Genomic DNA, 24,972 nt, shown 5'->3' on the forward strand with positions numbered 1-24,972 from the left:
GATTTTTATGAAAGAAGATTCTATAAACTTAAGATTATCTTTTTAATAAAGATTAACAAAAAAAATACTGTAATTAATGGTATAATAATTAGAGTTGAAGATTTTAAATAAAGGCAGGTGTAATTAAGTTGGAAATATACTTAGATAATAGTGCAACTACAAAACCTTATCCAGAAGTTATAGATAAAATGGTATATGCACTTAGTACGGATTATGGAAATCCTTCTTCTGTTCATAGAAAAGGTGTGGAAGTTGAAAAAGGTATAAAAGAAGTAAGACAGATTATAGCTAAATCTCTAGGCGCGAAAGATAAAGAGATTTATTTTACATCAGGTGGAACAGAATGTAATAATACTATAATAAGAGGTATTGCCAATCTAAATAAGAAGAGAAGAAATCATATAATATCTACAAATATAGAACATCCTTCTGTTTTAAACACACTAAAAGATTTAGAAGAAGATGGATTTGAAGTAACTTACTTAGAGGTCGGAAAAGATGGAAAGATAAATATAGAAGATTTGAAAAATGCTATAAAATCAGCTACATGTTTAGTAAGTATGATGCATGTTAACAATGAAATAGGAACTATACAGCCAATAGATGAAGTTGGAAAATATCTGAAGTCTTTAAAAGAGAAGATATATTTCCATGTAGACGCTATTCAATCATATGGAAAAATAAACTTTAGACCATCTAAATACAATATAGATTTTATGAGTGTAAGTGCACATAAATTTCATGGTCCAAAGGGAATTGGATTTATGTATATTAAGGAAAATAATCGCTTAAAGCCTATGCTAACAGGAGGAGGACAAGAAATTGGAATTAGGTCTGGAACAGAAAATGTACCTGGAATATATGGGCTTGGAGAAGCTGTAAATATATTAAGTAAAGATTTAGATGCTGTTATTTTGAAGATAAATAACTTAAAAAACATATTTAGAAATAAAATAGTTGAGAATATAGAAGGTATAAAAATTAATTCTCCAGAAGATGGCGTATGTCATATATTAAATGTATCATTTATAGGTACGAAGGGAGAAGTTTTACTTCATTACCTAGAGCAAAAAGGAATTTATGTGTCAACTGGATCTGCATGTTCTTCTAAGAAAAAAGGTAGTCATGTTTTGAATGCCATAGGTCTTACAAATGAAGAAATCAATGGAACAATAAGGTTTAGCCTATCTGATATGAATACAGAAGATGAGATATCTGAAGCTGTGAAAGTATTAAAAGAATCAATTTGTGATTTAAGGTCAATAATGAGAAAGAAATAAAGAATACTGTATAAATAATAAGAAGAAAGTAGTTTAAGAGGTGAAATGGTGTATAATATATTAATAGTAAAGTATGGAGAAATTGGAGTAAAAGGAAAAAATAGATATATATTTGAGAATAGACTTATAAGAAATATAAGAAATATGTTAAAGCCAATTGGCAAATTTAATGTATATAAAGAGTATGGAAGAATATATGTCGATTTAGAAGATTATGATTATGAAGAAGTTATTGAAGAAGTTAGAAAAGTATTTGGTATAGTAGGTGTGTGTCCTGGAGTAAGAGCTAAAAAAGATTATGATACATTAAAAGAAATAGCTTTAAAGATGCTAGAAGAAAAAATAGATGCTGGATATAAAACTTTTAAGGTAGAGTCAAGAAGAGGAGATAAATCTTTTAGATTAACTTCTCAAGAAATGAGTATGGATATAGGTGGGTACTTATTATCAAAGGTAGGAGATAGAATTGATGTTGATGTAAGAAATCCAGAAGTTAAAATAAAATGTGAATACAGAGAATTTCATACTATGGTTTATAGTGATACTATACCTGGATACGGTGGATTACCACTTGGAACTAATGGTAGAGCGATGTCTCTTTTGTCTGGTGGTATAGATAGTCCAGTAGCAACATGGATGGTCGCAAAAAGGGGTATGGAAGTAGAAGCAGTGCATTTTCACAGCTATCCATTCACAAGTGAAAGGTCACAAGAAAAAGTTAAAGATTTAGCTAAGATATTAGCTAAATCTTGTGGTAGAGTAAGGCTTCATAAAGTAAATATACTAGAAATACAAAAAGCAATTGGCGAGAATGGTAATGAAGAAGAAGCGACTATTCTTTCAAGAAGATTTATGATGAGAATAGCACAAAAACTTTCTGAAAAAAGACATTGTGATGCTTTGATTACAGGTGAAAGTATTGGTCAAGTTGCATCTCAAACTATACAAGGGCTTACTTGCACTAATGCTGTTGTAAATTTACCAGTATTTAGACCACTTATAGCTATGGACAAATCAGACATAGTTGATATAGCTAAGAAAATAGGGACTTTTGAAACATCTATAATACCTGAAGAAGATTGCTGTAGCGTATTTTCTCCTAGAAAACCTGTTACTAAACCTAGACTAGAAAAAATAGAAAAATCTGAGTTGTCACTTGATATTGAAAAATTAGTACAGGATGCAATTGACGGAATAGAGGTTGAAGACATAGAATTTTAATATGGAAGTGATTTAGTTATTTGGGGTAGGTGTTATATGTGATTCAAGTATTATATGTTGGTATTGGTGGATTTTTAGGAGCTATATTAAGATATTTAATATCTCTAAAGTTTGTAGGAACTAAGTTTCCATTTGGGACTTTGGTGGTCAATATTCTGGGTGGAATTTTAATTGGCTTTGTAATGGAAATGAGTATAAGGACAGATTCTATTTCTAATAATTTAAAATTGTTTTTGACAACTGGTTTAATGGGAGGACTAACTACATTTTCTACTTTTAGCTTCGAAACTGTAAAGTTTTTTGATAGTGGGAATTATATATTATTTGGACTAAACATATTTTTTAATTTGGCATTAAGTATTTTGGGAGTTTTTGTTGGAAGGACTTTATGTAGACACTTTATTACTGTATAGCAGATTAAATTAAACACTATAATTTTATTTAATGGGAATGATTATTATGAATAAAAAGGGTTTTACACTAATTGAATTATTGGTAGTTATATCTATAATAGGAATTTTGGTTATAGTTGCGTTACCAGCACTTTTTAAAAATATAGAGAAAAGTAAAGCAGTAACATGTCTTTCCAATAGAGAAAATATAAAGACTCAAATTGTTATTGCTGTGGCTGAGGAACCTAGCAAAGATAAAAAAGAAGTTATAAAAGATGTATTAAAAAATACGGATGGTAAGTATTTTGAAACAGAGCCAAAGTGTAAGTCAGGTGGAACATATTCAGCAGAGTTTGATGATGGTTATGATGGAATAACTGGAGAAGAAAGTATTGCAAGAGTTTATGTTACTTGTACAGAACATCCAGATGGTGTTGAGATGGCTAGAGATGTACACCAAAGTATGATGGACTTGATTGCATCATTTGCAGTAGACCCTTCTGTAATACCAGGGCCTTCAAAAGGGAATGATGCTTTTAGAAATTATTTACTAAATAATAAATATAAAAATGGGTGGCCTACAATTCCAGATGAATTTAAAAAGAAATATAATTTAAGTAAGGCAACATTATATATACAACCATATGCATATAACCCTACTGAATCTGATGCTACTGTAGTTGTATTTGCAAATGATAAGACTGGAGGTAATTGGTACACATCTTTAGTTTATGATTATGATGAAGGTAGATGGTATAAAGGTAACAATGGTATTTCTGTTGCAGGTAGGTCATGGAATGTTGATTCAGCTGATGGTAAGACTAAATCTGTAAAAACAGAGATTCATACAAAAGCTGGTTGGGGTCCTTTAAATTAATATAGCAAACTTTATCAACTTTACTGGTATTAATCGTTCTATAGAAAAATGATATTTTCTATAGAACGATTAATACCAGTTTTGTATTTAAGTTTATTTGTGGGGTAGATATATTGATGTTTTGATGTTATAAAAGCTTCACATATAAACTAAAAATAATTATAATTAAGAATATAAAGAAGTTTAATTATAAAAATTAATTTTCTAAAGATTTTGTATTTAAACTAACAAATACATAAAAAGGGGAATCGATATAATGAATAATTTACAAGATAATCAAACAATAAACTTGATAAAAGAACGTAGAAGTATACGAAAATTTACAACAGAGCAAATTACAGATGAACAATTAGATACATTATTACATTGTGCATTTGCAGCACCTTCAGGGTGTAATAAACAGCCATGGCACATAACTGTTGTACAAGACCAGAAATTTTTAAAAGAGATTAGTGATGATACTCTTTCTAGAGTTCATGAAGTTAGTAACGTTGAAATAAATAAAAATTTTAAATTATTTTATGGTGCACCAACTGTTTTATTTATTTCTTATGATGAAGAGAGTTCATGGGCTCCATATGATGTGGGAATACTTACAGGAAACATAACAACAGCTGCACAAGCTTTAGGGCTTGGGAGTTGCATAATAGGAATGGTTAGGGGTCTATTTACACCTGTTGAGCAAGGGGATATTGTAGGTCTTGTTAGTGTGTTGGATGACAATGATGTAAAAGAATCAGATTCAATAAAGATGAAGTTTGATACAAATAAAAAATATAGAGAATTACTAGATATACCAGAAGGATATTCTGTACCATTTGGTATTGCTGTTGGTGTCCCAGAAGGGAATTTACCACAAGCTAGAAATGTAGTTTATAAAGTCTCTAGAGTTTAGAATATTTGAGTAGGAGTAGTTATAATGTCTATATCTGTTAATACAAGAAGTACACATGTAAATCAGAGTAATTATAGCAATAAAAGTAATGACAAGTTAGAAAAGTTTGATGAGCAAATACAGAAGCTAGAAAGTTTTATCACAGATTTGAAAACTGATAAAAATATGGATTCTAAGATAAAAAATATGAAAATTGAAGCATTACAACAACAAATTAATGATTTGAAAAATCAAAAACAGGAATATTCAAGTCAATTAATCAAAGAGGGTACACTTAAAAAAGAATCTAAACAATCTGATATTAATCAAGAAAATTCTCAAGATAAATACGATTATGTAAAAGGATTAACTTACTATACCACAAAGACTTTAGTGTCATCTGATTGTGATATAAAAAATATTTCTAAAACTAATAGTATGAGAATTAGTTTATCTGATGATATTCGTACTAAGAATATGGAAATGAGTAGTCAAACTCGTCATTCACCTACCAAATTCGATTTATTTGAGAGTGGTAAATTAAGTAGCGGTTTAAGCAAGATTAATATGTCTTTTGGAGAAAAACTATATGCTAGTACAGATAAAATTAAAGATAATAATAAAATGAGTTTAATTAATTTAAGTATTATGTATAAAGAATATAAAGTCGAAAAAGATAAAAAAATAATAATAATATTTTGGGAAAAAGTTGTATAAGATTGAAATAAATAAAAAATCATGATACAATAAATGTAAAATAAAGGAAAAAGTGACCCTTAGTTATAAAAAAGTCACTATTTATATGATTAATAGTTTTTTTTACATTTATATACATTTTTTTTAAAAAATTATATATATATACTATTAAAATTATAATTATTTCTTTAGCTTACTAACAAACGTTCTATACTTTTACTGATAATCAATTATTAAAAGTGGGAAAAAATTTTGAAGGGCTTTGATAAACATTTTTTATAATATTCTTATAGTTTTTTTTACATAAAAAAAACCCTTTTATAACAAACGGAAACTATAATAACCATAATTAAAATAATTATTTTAATTGAAATAATTATTTTAATTAAAAAATTATTGATACTCTAAATACATATCATATTTATATCACAACTAATTTTTATGAAATTGAAAACAATTAAAGTTAATTACTTTAAGCAATATAAATATATAAAATATCTTACTTTATTGTTTTTTAGGTTGTTTAATGCTACAAAAATAAAATTAAAATATCGAGTCTATAGAGTATTAATATCTTTGTGTAAAAATTAAATATATTTTTTATTTAATAAAAAGGATTTCAAGTGAAAATTAAATAAACTATAAAAACTTCACTTTTAAGATAGACTTCATAATAGATTAATTAGACTTTAAATAAATAGTTTTGATAAAGACTATGCAAAATAAAGTATGAAAAATCTGTTTGAAATAAAAAATATTGGAGGGGGATTTTTAATGAAACACAGATTGAGTAAACTAACATCTTTTTTGGCAACCTTAGCTTTAGTTGTTGGCGTAGGAGTACCATCATATGGACAAACTTTACCAGATAAAGTTAATAATGAAGTACTACAAAATACAGAGCGAAGATATGATATTAATGGAAGATATCAAGTAGATTTTCGTGCAAATATGGGAAATGGATATGTAACATTTTTCTCGTTATTTGTTCCATGTGGTGGAAATTCAGTAAACGTAAGGTATGTATGGGGAACTGACCCAAAAGGAGGTTCTCAAGAAGGATGGGTATTACAAGTTAATGGGGAAAAAGTTTCAACTATTTATGGAACAAGTTATGGATTTCCTAATGGCATACCATCTGCAGGGATAACAGGAAGTCAAATGACAGGAATTTATTCTTTTGTTACAAATCGAGACATGTCTGGAGTAAATTGGAGCTATACATCACCTAATACAGGGAATGGAAACGCTACAAGAACATCATATGCATCTACTGAGATTTCAAATGCAAAACTTTCTATTAAGGTTAATTATAAAAATAAAGAAACAGGAGCTATAGTTGGGTCATATACAACTCAAGTTCCAGCTAAGTATGGAAATAGCACTGTTACACCTGACACTACACAAATTCCTGCTGGATATAAATTAGATCCGGCAAGTCAATCTAAAGTAGTAAATCTTGTTCAAAATGGAGTTAATCCAAATGTAGTTGATTTTACAGTTATTCCTGATAATGCAGGAGTTCCAGAAGAAGATCGTGTTCTTATAGTTGGATTTAAAGATAAAGATGGAAATAATGTTGGAAGTACTTATATAGAAGAAATTCCAGATATACTAGGCTCACATGATGTAACACCAAACACATCAAAAGTTCCTAATGGTTATAAGCTTGATCCTTCTAATCAAACTCAGACTGTTAATTTACAACCAACAGGTCTTGACAAGAGTATTGTTTACTTTACAGTAAGTCCTGATATTCCACTTGTAAATCGTATAGTTACAGTTAACTTTAAAGATAAAGATAGTGGAGCAATAATTGGAGACCCATATACAGTTACACTACCAGCTGAATATGGAAATCATAGAGTGGAATCTGATTCTACAAAGGTACCAAATGGATATGTACTTAATCCAGATAATCAATTTGAAATGGTAAATCTTAGTACCAGTGGTCTTGTACCAGATAGAGTTTACTTTACAGTAAGTAAGATGCCTTCAGAAGCAGAACGTACTTTAACAATTGGTTTTAAAGATAAATATGGTAATATAGTTGGAGATACATACACAGAGGTTGTTAATGCTGTACTTGGAAACCATACAATAACTCCAGATTCTACAAAGGTTCCTGCTGGATATAAATTAGACCCAGCAAGTCAGTCTCAGACAGTTACACTTAATTCTTCTGGAATTAATCCAAATACAATTTATTTTACTGTAGCCGAAAAAACTTATAGGGTAGCTTATGTATCAAACTTCCCTTCAGGAGTAGCTGTTTCTGGTTCAGTACCAAGTGATACAACAGAATATAAAAAAGGAGATACTGTGACTGTTTTAGGAAATACTAATGGGCTTGATGCCGATACTTATACATTTGTAGGTTGGAGTACAGTTAGAAATGACCCATCAACAATATTATCAGGAACAATCACTATGGGAGAAAGAAATATCATATTATATGCAGTGTGGCAAAAAAATTAATAATATAAGTTGTTTATTATTGTAATTTATAAGTTAGAATCTTCTTTAATATTTATATAAGAATAAGATTCTAATAGTTATAAGAAATTCTGATATAGATTTTATCAGTATTTCTTTATTTTACAAAATGAAAAAATAAAATTATTTTTTAAACAAATAAGGAGGGTTTTGATGAATCAAAAGTTAAAAAAATTAACTATATGTATACTTACATTTGCTATAATTCCTTTAAATTATTCAAATGTTTTTGCTGAGTATGATTTAAATAAGATATTTAATAAGCAGATTCAAGATAAAAACTTAAGGAGAGTTAATAATATTACAATAACTTATGATGGTAATGGGGCTACTGGAGGAACGATAAATGAAGCTATACTTAGTGGAGGAGCGTTTATTCCTGGACCAGTAATAACAGGTCCAAAAGTATATGACCTTGATGATTTTGATTCTTATTTAGCACTAAGTAGTAACCTTACAAGAGGAAACTATCATACTGATGCTTGGAGTGTCTCAAGGGACCATTTGGCAAGTGGTACTCAACCATATGCAGGTGGAGAAAATATAGTAGCAGTAGGTATAGACAGAGATATAACACTTTACGCCATTTGGATTCCAGACTTTTTACAAGTAAGATATAACGGAAATGGAAATACTTCAGGTAATGTTCCATCAGATTCAAATAAGTATCATCAGAATGATAATTTGCAAATTAAAGAAAATGAAGGTAACCTTAAAAAAACAAATTATAAACTTACAAAGTGGAATACAAAAGCTGATGGCACAGGAAAATCTTATAATTTAGGCTCAAGTTTTGAGGTATTATTAAAAAATTATGACAATTTTAACATAGACCTTTATGCACAATGGGAATATGATTTGCAACTGGATGGTAATGGAGGAACAGGTACACTTCCAGATTTGCCAAAACCAGGAGAGGCTGACAAATTCCCAGGGTCAGGTGGACTTATCAATGGTGATGAAGAATTCATAGGGTGGAATACAGAAGAAGATGGAAGTGGTACATCTTTTAAAGAAGGAGACCCTATTCCGCCAAATATCTCAGGAGATACAATATATGCACAATGGGGATATAAATTAGATTATAACTTAAATGGAGGAGCAGGAAGTATATCAGAAGAAAAACATAAAAAAGGCGCTGAAGTAACTGTTACAAGCCAGATACCATCTAAAGTTGGATCAATATTTATGGGATGGAATACAAAAAATAATGGTGAAGGGACTTCATACAGAGATGGTGATAAATTTAACCTTACGAAAAATACAACTTTATTTGCACAATGGAAAGAGGAATGTAGAATAACATATGATAAAAATGGAAGTACAGGTACAGCTCCAATAGATAATAATGTATATGGAAAAGGAGATGAAGTTACTGTACTTGGTGATAATGGTTTAGTAGCACCCTCTGGTAGAGGAGGAAATTTTTATTGGAGTACAAAAGCAGATGATACAGGCAGTAGATATAAATCAGGAGAAAAGTTTAACATAAAGGATATAAATACAACCCTTTATGCATTTTGGACAGATAAATACAGAGTTAAATATGAAAATAATGGTGGACAAGGAGATGTACCTGAAGATGAACTGCATGATGGAAATGCAAATACAAGTGTAAAAGCGAATACAGGAAATCTTACAAAAGAAGGATACAAATTTATTGGATGGAATACAAAACCAGATGGTAGTGGAACTCCATATAAAGGTGATGGAAGTGAGATAATTAATGTTGATGATAATATAACACTTTATGCTCAATGGGAAAAGATATCTGATAATTCAGGTGGAGATGATAATTCAGGTGGAAATAGTGGAGGAAGTAGTGGTGGAAGTAGTGGAGGCTCATCTACTAATACAACTAGCCCATCAGAAGAAAATTTGACAGGTGATGATAGATATGAAACTGCTATAAAAATAAGTAAAAGAGGTTTTGAATCAGCTGAAAATGTGATACTAGTAAATAGTACATCAATACCAGATGCCCTATCAGCAACTCCATTTTCATCTACTAAAAATGCACCTATTTTATTAACTGAAAAAAATAAATTAAATACAAATACAGAAGCAGAGATAAAAAGATTAAAAGCAAAAAATATTTATATAATAGGTGGAGAAAATACATTAAGTTCCGATTTAGAAAAAGAATTAAAATTAAAAGGGTTTACTATTGTAAGAATAGGTGGAGTGGATAGATATTCAACTTCTCTAAAACTTGCTAAAGAAATAGATAAAATAGTAGATGTAGAAAAAGTATCTGTAGTCAATGGACACGATGGATTAGCAGATGCAATAAGTGTTGGTGGTATTTCAGCACAAAATAAAACTCCAATAATTCTTACAAATATAAAAAATGAGATGATATCTATTAAAAAATTTATAGATGAAGAAGAAATATCAAAATCTTATATTATAGGAGGAGAAACTTCTTTGCCAAAATCTATAGAAAAACAATTTCCAAATCCAAAGAGAATAGGTGGAGAAGATAGAAATAAAACAAATTCAAAAGTAATAGAAGAGTTTTATAAGGATAAAGAATTAAGAAATCTTTATGTAACAAAAAATGGGACGCTAAGAGAAAATGATTTAATAGATGCTTTAACAGTAGGTGTTTTAGCAGGTAAAAATAAATCGCCAGTAATGATTGTAGAAAAATCACTTGATGAGTCTCAAAAAACTTTAGTTAAAAGTAAGAAATTTGACAAGATAACTAAGGTAGGAGGAAATGGAAATGAGGATGCATTTAATGAAATAAAAAAATTAGTAAAATAGTATAATCTAAATAAGAATATTTTGTTGATTAAACTACACTAATAGTAATAAATTATAACCCTGCTTTTATTTTTATTATAAGTAGGGTTATAATCTTACTATATTACTTATATTGTAGGGGGAAAAGATGAGAGAAGAACTAAACTCTTTAGATTTAAATCAGGTAGAAATTTTCTTTGAACTTTTATCTCAAAATACAGAAGATTATATTTTTTTTTGGGATATAAATAAGAATAATTTTAAAATATCCTCAACTGTTTTTGATGAATTTAATCTAAGTAAAGATATAGAATATGATTTAGTCAATTGTTGGAGCAAAATTATTTATCCAGATGATGTTCAAGTGTGGAAAGACGATATACAAGTCTTGCTAAATGGAGAAAAGGATGAACACAATTTAGAGTATAGATTAATAAACAAGCATGAAGAGATAGTATGGGTTTCTTGTAGAGGTAAAGCTTATGTATCAGATGATAAAAAAACTATAATTATGGTTGGTAGGATAAAGAATATAGGCGAAAAGAATAAATTTGATTCTATCACAGGGACATGGAATAGAGAACAATTTGAATACAGAATGAATTGTATTACAAAAGAGAAAATCTATACAAGTGGAGCTATGTTTATCATGGATATTGATAATTTTAAAAATATAAATGAGAAATATGGACACTCTTATGGTGACAAGGTTTTGCGTGCAATTGCTACAGAAGTTTTAGAATATTTACCTAAGGATGTTAGATTGTACAGATTAGATGGAGACGAATTTGCATTTTTTTACCCTATGTGCAATAAAGAAGCTATAGAAAATTTATATGAAAAAATACAATTGTATACAAATACTCAGCATGAAATCGAATCAAATAAATATTATTGTACAATAACTGCGGGGGTTGCTATGTATCCAGAAGATGGAGATAATTATTTGGACTTATTTAAACATGCTGATATTGCGTTAGATATCGCAAAAATTGGTGGTAAAAATAGAATGAAGTTTTTTTCAAAAGAACTCTATGAAAATAAGTTAAAAGTAATTTCAATGCAACAGAAGTTGAGAGAGTGTGTTGAAAATGATTTTAATGACCTTGAATTATTTTTCCAGCCACAGGTAGATGCATTTAACAAAAATGTCATAGGAGCAGAGGCACTTTTGAGATGGCATTCAAATACTTATGGAGAAGTATCTCCTGTTGAATTTATACCAATACTAGAACAAAGTAATCTAATTATACCAGTAGGAAAGTGGATTATAAAAAAGGCTGTAAAACAGTGTAAAGAATGGCATAAAGTAAATCAAGATTTCAAGATATCTGTAAATGTATCATATATTCAACTAAAGGAAGATTTTTTTAGAGATTTTATAATAGAATGTTTGATAGAATATCAATTAAAACCTGAATTTTTAATTTTAGAATTAACAGAGAATTGTTGGGTACCAGATATAAATTTATTGAATGATAAGTTTATTAGTTTAAAAAGTATTGGAGTACATATTGCAATTGATGATTTTGGTACTGGATATTCATCTTTAAATTATCTTAAAGAGTTATCTGTTAATATAATAAAGATTGAAAGAAGTTTTGTTAAGAATATTACATATAATAGTTATGAACATACCTTCCTAGAATATATTATTAAATTAGCTCATATTATCAACTTAAAAGTTTGTGTTGAAGGTATTGAGTCCTATGAAGAATACAATATAGTGAAGAGTTTAGGTGTAGATATTATTCAAGGTTTTTTATTTGGTAGACCTGTAAGTGCATCTGAGTTTTATAGACTTCAATTATCAAATTGATGAGTGTAGATAAAGTATACTAAAAATAAGGTAAAATATAAGGTTTTTTAAATCTTATATTTTACCTTATTTTATTGTGATAACTATTAATCTCAAGTAGTATTAGCTATTATACACTTTTGCTCCAAACTTAGAGATTATTTCACTAGCTTTTTTAATATCTTCTTTGGTAGCATCAGGAACATCTTTTAATTCATAATCAATACCTAGATTTTCCCATTTGTGTATTCCCATAGAATGATATGGCAGTAATTCGAATCTCTCTACATTTTTTAATGTAGCAACGAATTTACCTAATTTTTCTAAGTTGTCTATATCATCAGTAATTCCAGGAACTAAAACATGTCTTATCCATACTGGAATATTTCTTGATTCTAAGTGTTTAGCAAGTTTTAAAGCTTTATCCATACCCACACCAGTCAAATCAATAGATTTTTCTTCAACCATATGTTTTAAATCAAGCAAAACTAAGTCAGTATTATCTAAAACTGAGTCTATAGTTTCTATATCTACAAATCCAGATGTATCTAGACAAGTGTGTATGTTATTTTCTTTAGCTTTTTTAAATAGCTCACTTAAAAACTCTGGTTGAAGAGTAGACTCGCCACCAGAAGCAGTAATACCTCCACCAGAAAACTTCATAAAAGAAGTATACTTAAGAGCATCAGTTATTATTTCATCAACTGTATATTCTTTTCCAGATTTGGTATCCCATGTATCTCTATTATGACAGTATTTGCATCTAAGAGGACATCCTTGAAAGAATAGTATGTATCTTATTCCTGGACCATCTACAGTACCAAATGTTTCTATAGAGTGTACTTTTCCCTTAATCATAGAGTTCACCTCACAATATATTTTGATAACTTTATTAATAGTTATAATATTTCTCTAAAAAAGGCCATCTTATACCAGAAATAATTCAAGTATAAGATAGCCATTTATTTTTATTTTCTACACAGTAGTAATCTTAGCTAAAGTATAAAAATTTAAAGACTAAGCCATTTTACCGTGGAATGTTCTGTTTATAACATCTAATTGTTGTTCTTTAGTTAATTTTATGAAGTTAACTGCATATCCAGAAACTCTTATAGTTAATTGTGGATATTCTTCTGGATGTTCCATAGCATCTTCTAAAGTAGCTCTATCAAATACATTAACATTTAAGTGATGAGCATTTTGAGCGAAGTAACCATCCATCATTGCAGAAAGATTATTTATTCTTTCATCCATATCTTTTCCTAAAGCACCAGGTACTATAGAGAAAGTATTAGATATACCATCTTGAGCATGCTCATATGGTAATTTAGCAACTGAAGATAATGAAGCTAAAGCACCATTAGTATCTCTACCATGCATTGGGTTTGCACCAGGAGCAAATGGAGCACCAGCTCTTCTACCATCTGGTGTATTACCAGTTTTCTTACCATAAACAACATTTGAAGTTATTGTAAGTATAGATTGAGTAGGATAAGAATTTCTATAAGTTTTATTTTTTCTTATCTTATTCATGAAGCTTTCAACTAGCTCTACAGCTATACTATCAACTCTATCATCGTTGTTTCCGTATTTTGGATAATCTCCTTCTATTTCGAAATCAACAGCTATTCCTTGTTCATTTCTGATAGTCTTAACTTTAGCATGTTTTATAGCAGATAATGAATCCGCACAAACTGATAATCCAGCCATACCACAAGCCATAGTTCTAAATATATCTCTATCATGTAATGCCATCTCTAATGCTTCATAAGAGTATTTATCATGCATATAATGTATTACATTTAAAGTATTTACATATAAGTTTGCTAACCAATCAGTAAATGGTTCAAATTTACTCATAACTTCATCAAAGTCTAAATACTCAGAAGTTATAGGCTCAAATCTTGGTCCAACTTGAGCACCAGATTTTTCATCAATACCACCATTTATAGCATATAATAAAGTTTTTGCTAAGTTAACTCTAGCTCCGAAGAACTGCATTTGTTTACCTATTTTCATTGCAGATACACAACAAGCTATACCGTAATCGTCTCCCCAGTATGGTCTCATTAAATCATCATTTTCATATTGAACTGAACTTGTATCTATAGATACCTTAGAACAGAAATCTTTGAATCCTTGAGGTAATCTAGTTGACCATAAAACTGTTAAGTTTGGTTCTGGTGATGGTCCTAATGTATATAGAGTATTTAACATTCTAAATGAGTTTTTAGTAACTAATGTTCTACCATCTACTCCCATACCTCCTATACACTCAGTTACCCAAGTTGGGTCTCCAGAGAATAAATTGTTGTAATCAGGAGTTCTTAAGAATTTAACCATTCTTAATTTCATAACAAAATGGTCCATATATTCTTGTAATTCTTCTTCTGTCACTGTTCCAGCTTTTAAATCTCTTTCAAAGTATATATCTAGGAAAGTAGATGTTCTACCTAAAGACATTGCAGCACCATTTTGGTCTTTAACAGCAGCTAAATAACCAAAGTATAACCATTGTACAGCTTCTTTTGAGTTAGTTGCTGGTTTTGATATATCAAAGCCATAAGATTCAGCCATCTTTTTAAGTTCATTTAAAGCTGATATTTGTTCAGTTATTTCTTCTCTTAGTCTTATAACTTCTTCATCCATGCAAGAAACTTCTAACGATTTCTTTTGTTCAATTTTATCTTCTATTAAGGCATCAACACCATATAAAGCAACTCTTCTATAGTCACCTATTATTCTACCTCTACCATAAGCATCTGGAAGACCTGTTATTATACCAGATTTTCTAGCAGCTCTCATTTCTGGAGTATATGCATCAAAGACTCCTTGGTTATGTGTTTTTCTATATTTAGTAAATATTTCTTTTATTTCAGGGTCTAATTCATATCCAAAAGCATCACATGAATTTTCAACCATTTTTATACCACCATATGGCATAACCGCTCTTTTTAAAGGGGCATCCGTTTGTAATCCAACTATTGTTTCTAATACTTTATCTAAATATCCTGGAGCATATGCAGCTATTCCAGAAATAGTTTTTGTATCTACATCTAAAGTACCACCATTTTCTCTTTCTTTTTTAAATAAGACCATTGCTTTGTCCCATAGTTTTTTAGTGTTTTCAGTAGCACCAGCTAAGAAAGAGTCATTTCCTTCATATGGAGAATAGTTTAATTGTATAAACTCTCTGACATTTACTTCTTTAGTCCATCTTCCTGTTTTAAATCCTTGCCATGCATTCATTAAGTATTTCCTCCTTAGATTTAAATGATAAATAATGTTGTTAAAATTAATTTTTATATACTTAATTTGTTTTATATATTTTTTTAAAAATATATTTTCTAATATAATAATAACATATTATGAGTATTCTGTATACAAGAAAAATAAAAAAATGTCGTTTTAAAGTATAAAACAAATTATATGTTAGTAATGTGATGAAATTATACCCATATATTAATAAAATGAAACAAATAAATATCTAAAATAATAAGGTAATATTTGAAAAAATTATAAATTAGAAATAAATAAATCTCAGTACAAAAAAGAAAAAGCATACATCTTGATAACTTGAATATTTATTTAATAGGGGGAGGTGATATATTGTTTATCACAGTGATATTATTTTTAGTAGGTTTCCTATTAATTACTAAAGGCGCAGATATCTTTATAAATTGTACTGTAGAGATAGGTAGAAAAACGAATATTTCAGAAATTATACTTGGAGCAACTATTGTTAGTTTTGCAACAACATTGCCTGAATTTACAGTGTCATTACTTGCTTCTATTGATGGTCACACTACAATGAGTTTAGGAAATGCAATTGGTTCTATAATATGTAATACAGGGTTAGCATTAGGTTTAGTTGTTTTTCTAAGTCCATTTAATGTAGATAAAAAAATGTTTTTTTCTAAGTCTTTACTACTAATAGTATCTGTTATAGTTTTAATTTTATTGGGGTTAGATGGAGTTATAACAAGAGGAGATTCATTATTACTTATAATAATATTGATTTTTTATATGGTTAATAACTATAAGAGTGTTGTAGGAAAATCGAATACTAAAAATAGAGGTATTCAAAAAGATACTATTAAAGAAATACCTATAAAGAAGAGTAAACAGTACAGAGGTTTTTCTATAGCAGAAATTATAAAAATACTAATACTTTTTGCTACAGGCTTAATAATGATGATAATAGGTTCTCAAATTCTTATAGAGAGTGGTGTAAGAATAGCTAGTTTTCTTAATATACCTCAAGGTATAGTGAGTTTGACTATAATAGCACTTGGAACTTCTTTACCAGAGATAGTGTCTTCAATTACTGCCATAAGAAAAAATCATCATGAAATATCTGTAGGAAATATTCTAGGTGCAAATATATTGAATATAGTATCAGTAATAGCTGTATCAGCAATACCAAATAACATACCAATATTATCTCAAAATAGAAAACTTGATATACCATTCATGATATTATTATTGTTATTAGTAATAGTACCAACTCTTAAATCAAATAGACTTAGTAGACTACAAGGTGTATTAATGTTATTTACATATTTTATATATATATCAATTTTGTATTTTATGTATATTATTTAATCATACTGTTAAAAATATTAATTGCAGAATATCCTAAAAAAGTATATAATGGATAGGTTAAGATTAATTGATAACGGAGAGGAATAATATATGAATATAACAAAGTTTGAAGATTTACCAATAAGTGAGGGAATAAAAAAAGCTATAGCTGAAATGGGGTTTGAAGAGCCATCTCCTATACAAGCACAGTCTATACCTGCAATTTTGTCAGGTAAAGACGTTATAGGACAAGCACAAACTGGTACGGGGAAAACAGCAGCTTTTAGTATACCTATACTAGAAACAATAGACCCAAATAATAGAAGTTTACAAGCTGTAGTACTTTGCCCAACAAGAGAGCTTGCAATACAAGTATCTACAGAAATAAGAAAACTAGCTAAATACTCGCACGGAATAAAGACATTACCTATATATGGTGGTCAACCAATAGATAGACAAATAAAATCTCTAAAGAGTGGTGTGCAAGTTGTAATAGGTACACCTGGACGTACAATAGACCATATTAATCGTAAAACATTAAAGATGGATAATGTAAAAATGATTATACTAGATGAAGCAGATGAAATGCTAGATATGGGATTTAGAGAAGACATAGAAATGATTTTAAGTAAGATTCCTGAAGAAAGACAAACAACTTTCTTTTCAGCAACTATGCCAAGAGGAATTTTAGATTTAACTAAGAGATATCAAAAAGACCCAGAACATATAAAAGTTGTTAGAAAAGAACTTACAGTCTCAAATACAAAACAATATTATATAGAAACTAGATCATCAAATAAATTGGAAGTATTATGTAGATTAGTTGATGTGTATGACCCTAAATTATCTGTTGTTTTCTGTAATACTAAAAGAAAAGCAGATGAGTTAGTAGGAGATTTACAAGCAAGAGGATATTTTGCAGATGCATTACATGGTGACTTAAAACAAACACAAAGAGATATAGTAATGGATAAGTTTAGAAATGGTACAATAGATATACTTGTTGCTACTGATGTTGCGGCTAGAGGTATAGATGTTGATGATGTTGAATGTGTATTTAACTATGATTTACCACAAGATGAAGAGTACTATGTTCATAGAATTGGTAGAACTGGTCGTGCTGGTAGAGAAGGTATGTCATTTACTTTTGTATTTGGAAAAGAAATGAGAAAGATGAAAGATATAGAAAGATATACTAAATCTAAATTAATCAAGCATAATATACCAACAATAACTGATGTTGAAGAGAAAAAAGTAGGCTCTTTCTTTGCACAAGTTAAACAAACTATAGAAGAAGGTCATTTAACTAAACAATTACAATGGTTAGAAAGTTTCTGTAATGATGAAGATTATGCAATGGTTGATATTGCTGCTGCACTTGTTAAGTTATCTCTAGGGGAAGAAATGAAAGAAGAAATAATAGAAGAAAAACCTAGAAGAGAACGTGGAGATAGAAAAGGTGCTACTGGAGCTAAAGATGGTATGATTAGATTGTTTATCAATATTGGTAGAAATCAAAGAATACAAGCTAAAGATATCGTTGGTGCTATAGCTGGAGAAGTTGGAATACCAGGTAAAATGGTAGGAACTATAGATATATATGATAAGTATACTTTTGTTGAAATACCTAAAAAAGATGCAAAAACAGTAATTGAAAAAATGAAAGATATTAAGATAAAAGGTAACAAAATTAATATAGAAAAAGCCAATAAAAAGAAAAAATAATATATAGTATATAAAAATATAATCGAAAGATATATAAAATAGTATATTGAATATTTAAAAAGCCTAATGTGTTTTCAAAACAGATGATAAATAATCTGTAAGAGTCAACAACATAAGGCTTTTATTGTTTTATATAATAGTATTATTAAAGACATTTTAAATTTTGTTTGTGCTTTATTTACATAAGTATAAAAAATATATTAGAAAATAAATAATCAAATAAAAATTAATATATGATTTTCATTTGATAATGGAAGTAAGAGATTGATTTATCACTTTATGATAGGCACATGTATAGAGAAAAACACCACTTACTAGAATATTTCATCGCCACTCTTAAAGCCAAAGGCTGGATGAAAATCAAATTTAACTGCACCCACAGCAACCTTAGGTCCAACAGCCTTTTTAATTCTATAAATACCCTCATTGCCGAAACCAGCACATAGCTCAATAGCTGTATATCCTTTTTCCTCATTTTCTTGTGATTCTAATGATAGCATAGTACTTTCTCAATTTAATTTGCTTAAAAGTAATTTTATATGAATATCATATTTATAAGGTATTTTTAAATTTATTTTGATAAAATATACTTATGTCTTAAACAGAGTATTTTAAGTATATGAAATTTAATGAAAATATAGTGAATATGTAACTTTTATAAGGAGATAAAGATATTTTATGGATACAATAAAGAAATTAAGTCATGGATGTACACTAGATTGCCATGATTGTTGTAAATTTAATGTTTATACTAAAGGAAATAATGTGATAAAAATTGAAGGAGATAGAAATCATCCTTATACAAAAGGATTTATATGTAAAAAGGGGTTTGCTCATTTAGATAGATTAAATCATAAAGATAGGATAGAGACTCCAATGTTAAAGGTAGATGGTCTATGGAAAAAGATTTCTTTTGATGAAGCATTAGAGATAATGGCAGATAAACTCCTATTTTATAAAGAACATTATACATCAAAGTCTATTATGCACTATGACCAATATGGAAGTGGGTCTATATTAAAATATATAGGAGATGTATTTTTTAATTTTTATGGAGGAGTTAGTAGGCATAAGGGTGGGCCATGTTGGAGTGCAGGAATGCATGCCCAAAAGTATGACTTTGGAGTAGCTAAGGGACATGCTATAGAAGATATGCTAAACAGCAAGAGTATATTTATATGGGGAAAAAATCCAGCATATACTACCATTCATACTATGCAAATAATTAAAAAAGCCAAAGAAAAAGGGATAAAAATAGTAGTCATTGACCCTATATATACAAAGACTGCTCAAATGGCAGATAAGTACATACAAGTGAACCCTGGAACAGATGGAGCATTAGCTATGGCTATGGCAAAAATTATAATAGAAGATAACCTGCAGGACGAAGAATATATAAATTCGTATGTTGTTGGTTTTGAGGAATATAAAAAATATTTGGATTCACTAGATTTAAACTTTTTATGTGATGAATGTGGTGTTAAAGAAAAGGATATAAGAGCATTAGTTGATTTATATGCTAATAAATATTCAAGTATAAATGTAGGTTATGGTCTTCAAAAGTATAAAAATGGAGGAAATACAATAAGAGCGATAGATGCATTAGGAGCTATAACAGGTCAAATAGGATTTAGTGGTGGTGGAGTGAATTATGCTAATAAGGTTTATCCAAATGTGATAGATGCTGACCCTTATAATAGCCAATCATATGGCGAAGATAGGGAGTTTTATGTAAGTAATATTAGCAAGTTTATAGAAGAGTCCTTAAAAGACAATATATCAGATGAAGTTAATAATACATTAGAGAAACCAAATAATACATTGAACAAGTTTGATAAGATGTCAAGTAAATCACTAAAAGGAAATATTCCTATAAAGATGGCAGTAATAACTAAAAGTAATATGTTAAATCAATTGCCAGATTTAGTAGAGTTAGAAAGAGTTTTTTCAAAGATTGAATTTAAAGTATGCTTTGATATGTTTATGACTGACACAGCTACTTTATGTGACTTATTTATACCTTGTACAAATACGCTTGAAAGTGAAGATATAATTTATAGTTCAATGACCAATCCATATATAACATACAATGAAAGAGCAGTAACACCAAAGCATGAATTGATGGATGAGTATTATTTTTTTATGGAGTTAGCTAAAAAGATGAAACTAGAAGGTTATCCTTTTGTAACAAAAAAAGAATACTTAGAAAAAGTAATTGAGCCACTTAAACGTTTTGAGAAAAGTCTAGATATAGAGAAACTTAAAAATAGTTATTTTACTATACATAATCCTATTGCTTGGGAAGATAAGAAGTTCGAAACTCCATCTGGAAAATATGAACTTTATTCAGAAAGGATAAGAGATTTAGGAATTAGTCCAATTCCAGTGTATATAAGTAATAAAACTAGAAACTTTGAAGATGAAAATAGGAAAAATATTTTTAGACTGCTAACTAATCACCATGCAGATACTTTGTTTAGTCAACACTTTATGGATAAGACATCTATAGCTCAAGCGTATATAAATCAAATTATGGCTAGAAAAATAGGTGTTAACAATAAGGATATTGTAACTTTAAAGTCAAAAAAAACAAAAATAGATGTACAGATAAATATAGATAGTGGAGTAAGTGATTATATAGTAAAAATGTATGTTGGATGGTGGAAGAAACATGGCAATCCTAATAGTTTAACAGATACTGGTATATCTGATATTGGTGGTCAAGTAACATATAATGAAACGATGGTAGAAATAATACGACAAAACTAGTTAAATTTCATTGAAGGAATAGAAATGCGATTATAGAATTGATTAAAAGTTACTATTTTTACAAAACTATTGAAGGAGGGATTTTGATGGTAAAATATTCCTTAGAACATAAGAATCTATACATAGAATTTATGTGCTCAGAACTAGACCACCATGTAGCTAATGAAATAAGGGAAGAAATAGATAACTTATTAAGTGTTAATCAAGTAAAAAATGTTGTATTTGATTTTGGAAATATTAATTTTATGGATTCTTCAGGTATAGGTGTCATCATAGGTAGATATAAAAAAATTTCTAATGAAGGGGGACGAGTTTCAGTAATTAATATAAGTTCACGAGTTAAGAAAATTTTTGATTTATCTGGGTTAAATAAAATTATTGGCATTTATGATACGTATGAAGAAGCTCTAAGTTCTTTGTAGGGAGGAGTATGTGATGAATAATATTATGGAAGTTAAATTTTCGGCACTATCAGAAAATGAAAGTTTAGCAAGAGTTATAGTAGCATCATTTGCAGCAAAATTAGACCCAACAGTAGATGAATTAGTTGATATAAAGACTGCTGTCTCTGAGGCTGTTACAAATGCTATAATACATGGATATGAAGAAGACAGTTCTAAGTTTGTTTTTTTGAAATGTGAGATAGAGGGAAATACTATAAAAATCGTAGTTGAAGATGAAGGGTATGGAATAGAAAATGTGGAGAAGGCAATGGAACCACTTTATACATCAAAACCAGAACTTGATAGATCAGGAATGGGATTCACAGTTATGAAAAGCTTTATGGACGATGTAGAGGTAAGTTCTAGAAAAGATAATGGCACTAGAATTGAAATGACTAAAAAAATAAATTTGCCTAAATAAAGTCCAAAAGTGAGGTTTTATTATGGAAGTAACTGTTGCCAGAGAAGAAAAAAAACCTCTTCTTAGTCATGAAGAGACTCTAGAACTTATTGATAAAGTTCAAAATGGAGATGAAGAGGCAAAAGAAATATTAATATCAAGTAATTTAGGTCTAGTTAGGAGCGTTGTATCTAGATTTTTAAATATAGGGTATGATAGAGAAGATTTATTTCAATTAGGTTCTATAGGTTTAATAAAATCAATATATAAATTTGACCCTAAATTTAATGTTAAATTCTCTACTTATGCAGTACCAATGATTCTAGGTGAAATAAAGAGATACTTAAGAGATGATGGTATGATAAAAGTATCAAGGTCATTGAAGCAAATAGCTGTAAAGGCCAAGATGGAAAGTGAAGCTTTAACTAAAAAGCTAGGCAGAGAACCAAGTATAGAAGAAATAGCTCAAGCATTAGATGTAGAAAAAGAAGATTTAGTAATGGCTATGGAAGCTAATTTTAATGTAGAGTATTTGCAAGGTGTTATTCATGAAGAAGAAGGTTCTCCAATATGCCTTATTGATAAGATAAGCATGAAAGGAGAAAGTGAGGAAGAAAAAGTTGTAGATAATATATTATTAAAGGATATACTTGGAAGACTGGATAAGAGAGAACGTCAAATAATAGTTCTCAGATATTTTGAAGATATGACTCAAAGTGAAATAGGAGAAATGCTCAATATATCACAGGTTCAAGTATCAAGAATAGAGAAAAAAGTATTATCTAAGTTAAAAGAATATATATCATGATAATACTTATGATATATTAAACTTTTTAGAATTTTTATATTAAGTTTTTAAGTTACTATTAAAAAATTATAAGTTCAAATAAAAAATATTAAAAAACAAGGTGTCTTTATGATAGAAAATAAATTATTTTCTTTATTAGGCATCTTTTTTATTTTTTGACAAAACTTTGAGTGTCTAAAATAAATAATAGGTTTATTTTTTTAAAATTAACAAATAATACTTTAGAGAGGTGTTTAGTATGGATAAAAATTATAAAAAATATGTAGACCAAATAAGCCCAAAACCTACATATTTAAAAAACTATACACTTGCATTTATTGTAGGTGGAATTATTTGTATGATAGGGCAAGCCATAAGTGATTTATACATGAAAGTTGGAGGTCTTGATAAATTAGGTGCTAGTTCCGCTACATCAATAACACTGATATTTATAGGGGCATTTCTAACTGGATTAGGAGTTTATGACCTAATCGGAAAAAGAGCAGGAGCTGGTTCTATAATACCAATAACAGGTTTTGCTAACTCAATAGTATCTCCTGCTATGGAGTATAAAAGAGAAGGATATGTATTAGGTGTAGGTGCAAACTTATTTAAAATTGCAGGGCCAGTTTTAGTTTATGGTATAGGTTCTTCTATTTTATGTGGAATTATTTATTATATTTTTAAGATGTTTTAGAGGATTTTTATTTAATTTAAATTTTATTAATTATGAAGAAGATATGAAATCTGAAAAATAGTTATGGAAGTAGTTAGTTAGGAAATAATCATGCAGATTTTAATTAATATTTTTAATTAATATTAAAAAATTAAATATTAAAATGCAAAATTAAAAAGGTGTGAAAATATGAAAAATAAAAGAATTGGAAAAAGAACAGTCAAGCTAGAGAATAAACCAACAATAATATCAGCTGGTACTATAGTAGGTTCTAAAGAAGGTGAAGGACCATTAAAAGATTATTTTGATATGATTATGACTGATGATTTATATGGTGAAAAAACTTGGGAATTGGCTGAAAGTAAAATGGTAGAGACTGCATCTCAGAAAGCCATACAGAAGGCAGGAAAAAAACTGTCAGATGTAAATTATATGCTAGGCGGGGATTTAATCAATCAAATAGTACCAGCATCTTTTGCTGCAAGAGAATTAGCAATTCCATTTTTGGGTATATATGGCGCTTGTTCTACAATGGCAGAAGGACTTTGCATAGGTTCTATGCTTGTAGATGGTGGTTTTGCAGATTTAGTGCTATCAGGAACATCAAGCCATTATTGTACAGCAGAAAGACAATTTAGATTTCCACTAGAATTAGGAAATCAAAAGCCAATGACAGCTCAATGGACAGTTACAGGAGCAGGAAGTGTTTTATTAGCTCCTAATGGAGAAGGTCCTAAAGTAAAATATGTTACAGTTGGAAAAGTAATAGATAAAGGTATTGATGATGGTAATAATATGGGACCAGCCATGGCTCCAGCAGCAATAGATACTATATATTCTTATTTTGAAGATACTAATGATGACCCAAATAGCTTTGACATAATTGCTACTGGCGATTTAGGTACACTTGGCAAACAAATAGCAGAAGACTTTTTGAAAGAGAAGGGTGTAGATATTTCAAAGTGTTATACTGATTGTGGTATAGAAATGTTTAACCTTAAAGAGCAAGATGTTCACTGTGGTGGGAGTGGATGTGGATGTTCAGCTACAGTATTTGCAGGATATATATATGAAAAATTAAGAAAAAAAGAATTTAACAAAGTAATGCTTGTATCAACAGGAGCACTATTATCACCAACAAGTACACTACAAAAGCAAACAATACCTTGTGTTGCACATGCAGTAGTAATAGTAAATGAGTAGGAA

Annotated in this window: 20 protein-coding genes; 17 read left to right on the plus strand and 3 right to left on the minus strand. The window is 29.1% G+C overall.

Annotated features, from left to right (window positions below; genetic code table 11):
- Window positions 1–128: 128 nt before the first annotated feature.
- From IC758_RS04155 to IC758_RS04200, 9 genes are all read left to right on the plus strand, one after another.
- Window positions 129–1,280: a cysteine desulfurase family protein gene (locus tag IC758_RS04155; RefSeq protein WP_227482996.1), complete on the plus strand. Its 1,152-nt coding sequence runs from the start codon at window positions 129–131 to the stop codon at window positions 1,278–1,280.
- A gap of 45 nt (window positions 1,281–1,325) precedes the next feature.
- The gene (gene thiI, locus IC758_RS04160; protein ID WP_227860780.1) at window positions 1,326–2,501 is read left to right on the plus strand and encodes a tRNA uracil 4-sulfurtransferase ThiI; all 1,176 of its coding nucleotides are present in this window, start codon (window positions 1,326–1,328) and stop codon (window positions 2,499–2,501) included.
- Window positions 2,502–2,539: 38 nt separating this feature from the next.
- The gene (gene crcB / locus IC758_RS04165; protein WP_227433417.1) at window positions 2,540–2,914 is read left to right on the plus strand and encodes a fluoride efflux transporter CrcB; all 375 of its coding nucleotides are present in this window, start codon (window positions 2,540–2,542) and stop codon (window positions 2,912–2,914) included.
- A gap of 46 nt (window positions 2,915–2,960) precedes the next feature.
- The gene (locus IC758_RS21125; protein ID WP_285894571.1) at window positions 2,961–3,770 is read left to right on the plus strand and encodes a prepilin-type N-terminal cleavage/methylation domain-containing protein; all 810 of its coding nucleotides are present in this window, start codon (window positions 2,961–2,963) and stop codon (window positions 3,768–3,770) included.
- Between the two features lie 256 nt (window positions 3,771–4,026).
- A complete protein-coding gene (locus IC758_RS04180) occupies window positions 4,027–4,665 on the plus strand; it encodes a nitroreductase (RefSeq protein WP_227860781.1) in 639 nt (212 codons plus the stop codon).
- Between the two features lie 24 nt (window positions 4,666–4,689).
- A complete protein-coding gene (locus IC758_RS04185) occupies window positions 4,690–5,361 on the plus strand; it encodes a FlxA-like family protein (RefSeq protein ID WP_227860782.1) in 672 nt (223 codons plus the stop codon).
- 753 nt (window positions 5,362–6,114) lie between these two features.
- The gene (locus tag IC758_RS04190) at window positions 6,115–7,818 is read left to right on the plus strand and encodes a hypothetical protein (protein WP_227860783.1); all 1,704 of its coding nucleotides are present in this window, start codon (window positions 6,115–6,117) and stop codon (window positions 7,816–7,818) included.
- A 171-nt stretch (window positions 7,819–7,989) separates the two neighbouring features.
- A complete protein-coding gene (locus IC758_RS04195) occupies window positions 7,990–10,605 on the plus strand; it encodes a cell wall-binding repeat-containing protein (RefSeq protein ID WP_227860784.1) in 2,616 nt (871 codons plus the stop codon).
- Window positions 10,606–10,732: 127 nt separating this feature from the next.
- Complete coding sequence (locus IC758_RS04200; RefSeq protein ID WP_227482990.1) at window positions 10,733–12,403, plus strand: GGDEF and EAL domain-containing protein; 1,671 nt, start codon at window positions 10,733–10,735, stop codon at window positions 12,401–12,403.
- Window positions 12,404–12,505: 102 nt separating this feature from the next.
- On the opposite strand, the gene pflA is transcribed toward IC758_RS04200, so the two are convergent.
- On the minus strand, window positions 12,506–13,240 hold the full coding sequence (gene pflA, locus IC758_RS04205; RefSeq protein WP_227433410.1) for a pyruvate formate-lyase-activating protein: 735 nt from the start codon (window positions 13,238–13,240) through the stop codon (window positions 12,506–12,508).
- Between the two features lie 159 nt (window positions 13,241–13,399).
- Window positions 13,400–15,631, minus strand: a complete 2,232-nt coding sequence (pflB, locus tag IC758_RS04210; protein ID WP_227433409.1) for a formate C-acetyltransferase — start codon at window positions 15,629–15,631, stop codon at window positions 13,400–13,402.
- Window positions 15,632–15,991: 360 nt separating this feature from the next.
- Between pflB and IC758_RS04215 the strand changes: the two genes are divergently transcribed.
- Both IC758_RS04215 and IC758_RS04220 read left to right on the plus strand, forming a co-directional pair.
- Window positions 15,992–16,987 carry a calcium/sodium antiporter gene (locus IC758_RS04215; RefSeq protein WP_227834728.1) on the plus strand — a complete coding sequence of 332 codons (996 nt, stop codon included), beginning with the start codon at window positions 15,992–15,994 and terminating at the stop codon, window positions 16,985–16,987.
- A gap of 90 nt (window positions 16,988–17,077) precedes the next feature.
- A complete protein-coding gene (locus IC758_RS04220; RefSeq protein WP_227433407.1) occupies window positions 17,078–18,691 on the plus strand; it encodes a DEAD/DEAH box helicase in 1,614 nt (537 codons plus the stop codon).
- Between the two features lie 314 nt (window positions 18,692–19,005).
- Here IC758_RS04220 and IC758_RS04225 read toward each other — a convergent pair whose 3' ends face one another.
- On the minus strand, window positions 19,006–19,191 hold the full coding sequence (locus tag IC758_RS04225) for a DUF6506 family protein (RefSeq protein ID WP_413927121.1): 186 nt from the start codon (window positions 19,189–19,191) through the stop codon (window positions 19,006–19,008).
- Window positions 19,192–19,369: 178 nt separating this feature from the next.
- Here IC758_RS04225 and IC758_RS04230 point away from each other — a divergent pair, with 178 nt between their 5' ends.
- The 6 genes from IC758_RS04230 to spoVAD all read left to right on the plus strand — a co-directional run bounded on the left by IC758_RS04230 (window position 19,370) and on the right by spoVAD (window position 24,969).
- Window positions 19,370–21,460: a molybdopterin-dependent oxidoreductase gene (locus IC758_RS04230; protein ID WP_227860785.1), complete on the plus strand. Its 2,091-nt coding sequence runs from the start codon at window positions 19,370–19,372 to the stop codon at window positions 21,458–21,460.
- Between the two features lie 86 nt (window positions 21,461–21,546).
- Window positions 21,547–21,882, plus strand: coding sequence for an anti-sigma F factor antagonist (gene spoIIAA, locus IC758_RS04235; protein WP_227433405.1), 336 nt, complete (start codon window positions 21,547–21,549; stop codon window positions 21,880–21,882).
- A gap of 13 nt (window positions 21,883–21,895) precedes the next feature.
- Window positions 21,896–22,324 (plus strand): anti-sigma F factor, encoded by a 429-nt coding sequence (gene spoIIAB, locus IC758_RS04240; protein ID WP_227433404.1) that lies wholly within the window; start codon window positions 21,896–21,898, stop codon window positions 22,322–22,324.
- A gap of 22 nt (window positions 22,325–22,346) precedes the next feature.
- On the plus strand, window positions 22,347–23,111 hold the full coding sequence (sigF, locus tag IC758_RS04245; RefSeq protein ID WP_227433403.1) for an RNA polymerase sporulation sigma factor SigF: 765 nt from the start codon (window positions 22,347–22,349) through the stop codon (window positions 23,109–23,111).
- Between the two features lie 238 nt (window positions 23,112–23,349).
- The gene (spoVAC, locus tag IC758_RS04250) at window positions 23,350–23,787 is read left to right on the plus strand and encodes a stage V sporulation protein AC (protein ID WP_021425350.1); all 438 of its coding nucleotides are present in this window, start codon (window positions 23,350–23,352) and stop codon (window positions 23,785–23,787) included.
- Between the two features lie 168 nt (window positions 23,788–23,955).
- The gene (gene spoVAD, locus IC758_RS04255; RefSeq protein WP_227433402.1) at window positions 23,956–24,969 is read left to right on the plus strand and encodes a stage V sporulation protein AD; all 1,014 of its coding nucleotides are present in this window, start codon (window positions 23,956–23,958) and stop codon (window positions 24,967–24,969) included.
- Window positions 24,970–24,972 lie beyond the last annotated feature (3 nt).

The sequence above is a fragment of the Clostridioides sp. ES-W-0016-02 genome, assembly GCF_020641035.1.
In the GTDB taxonomy this organism is placed as follows: Bacteria; Bacillota; Clostridia; order Peptostreptococcales; family Peptostreptococcaceae; genus Clostridioides.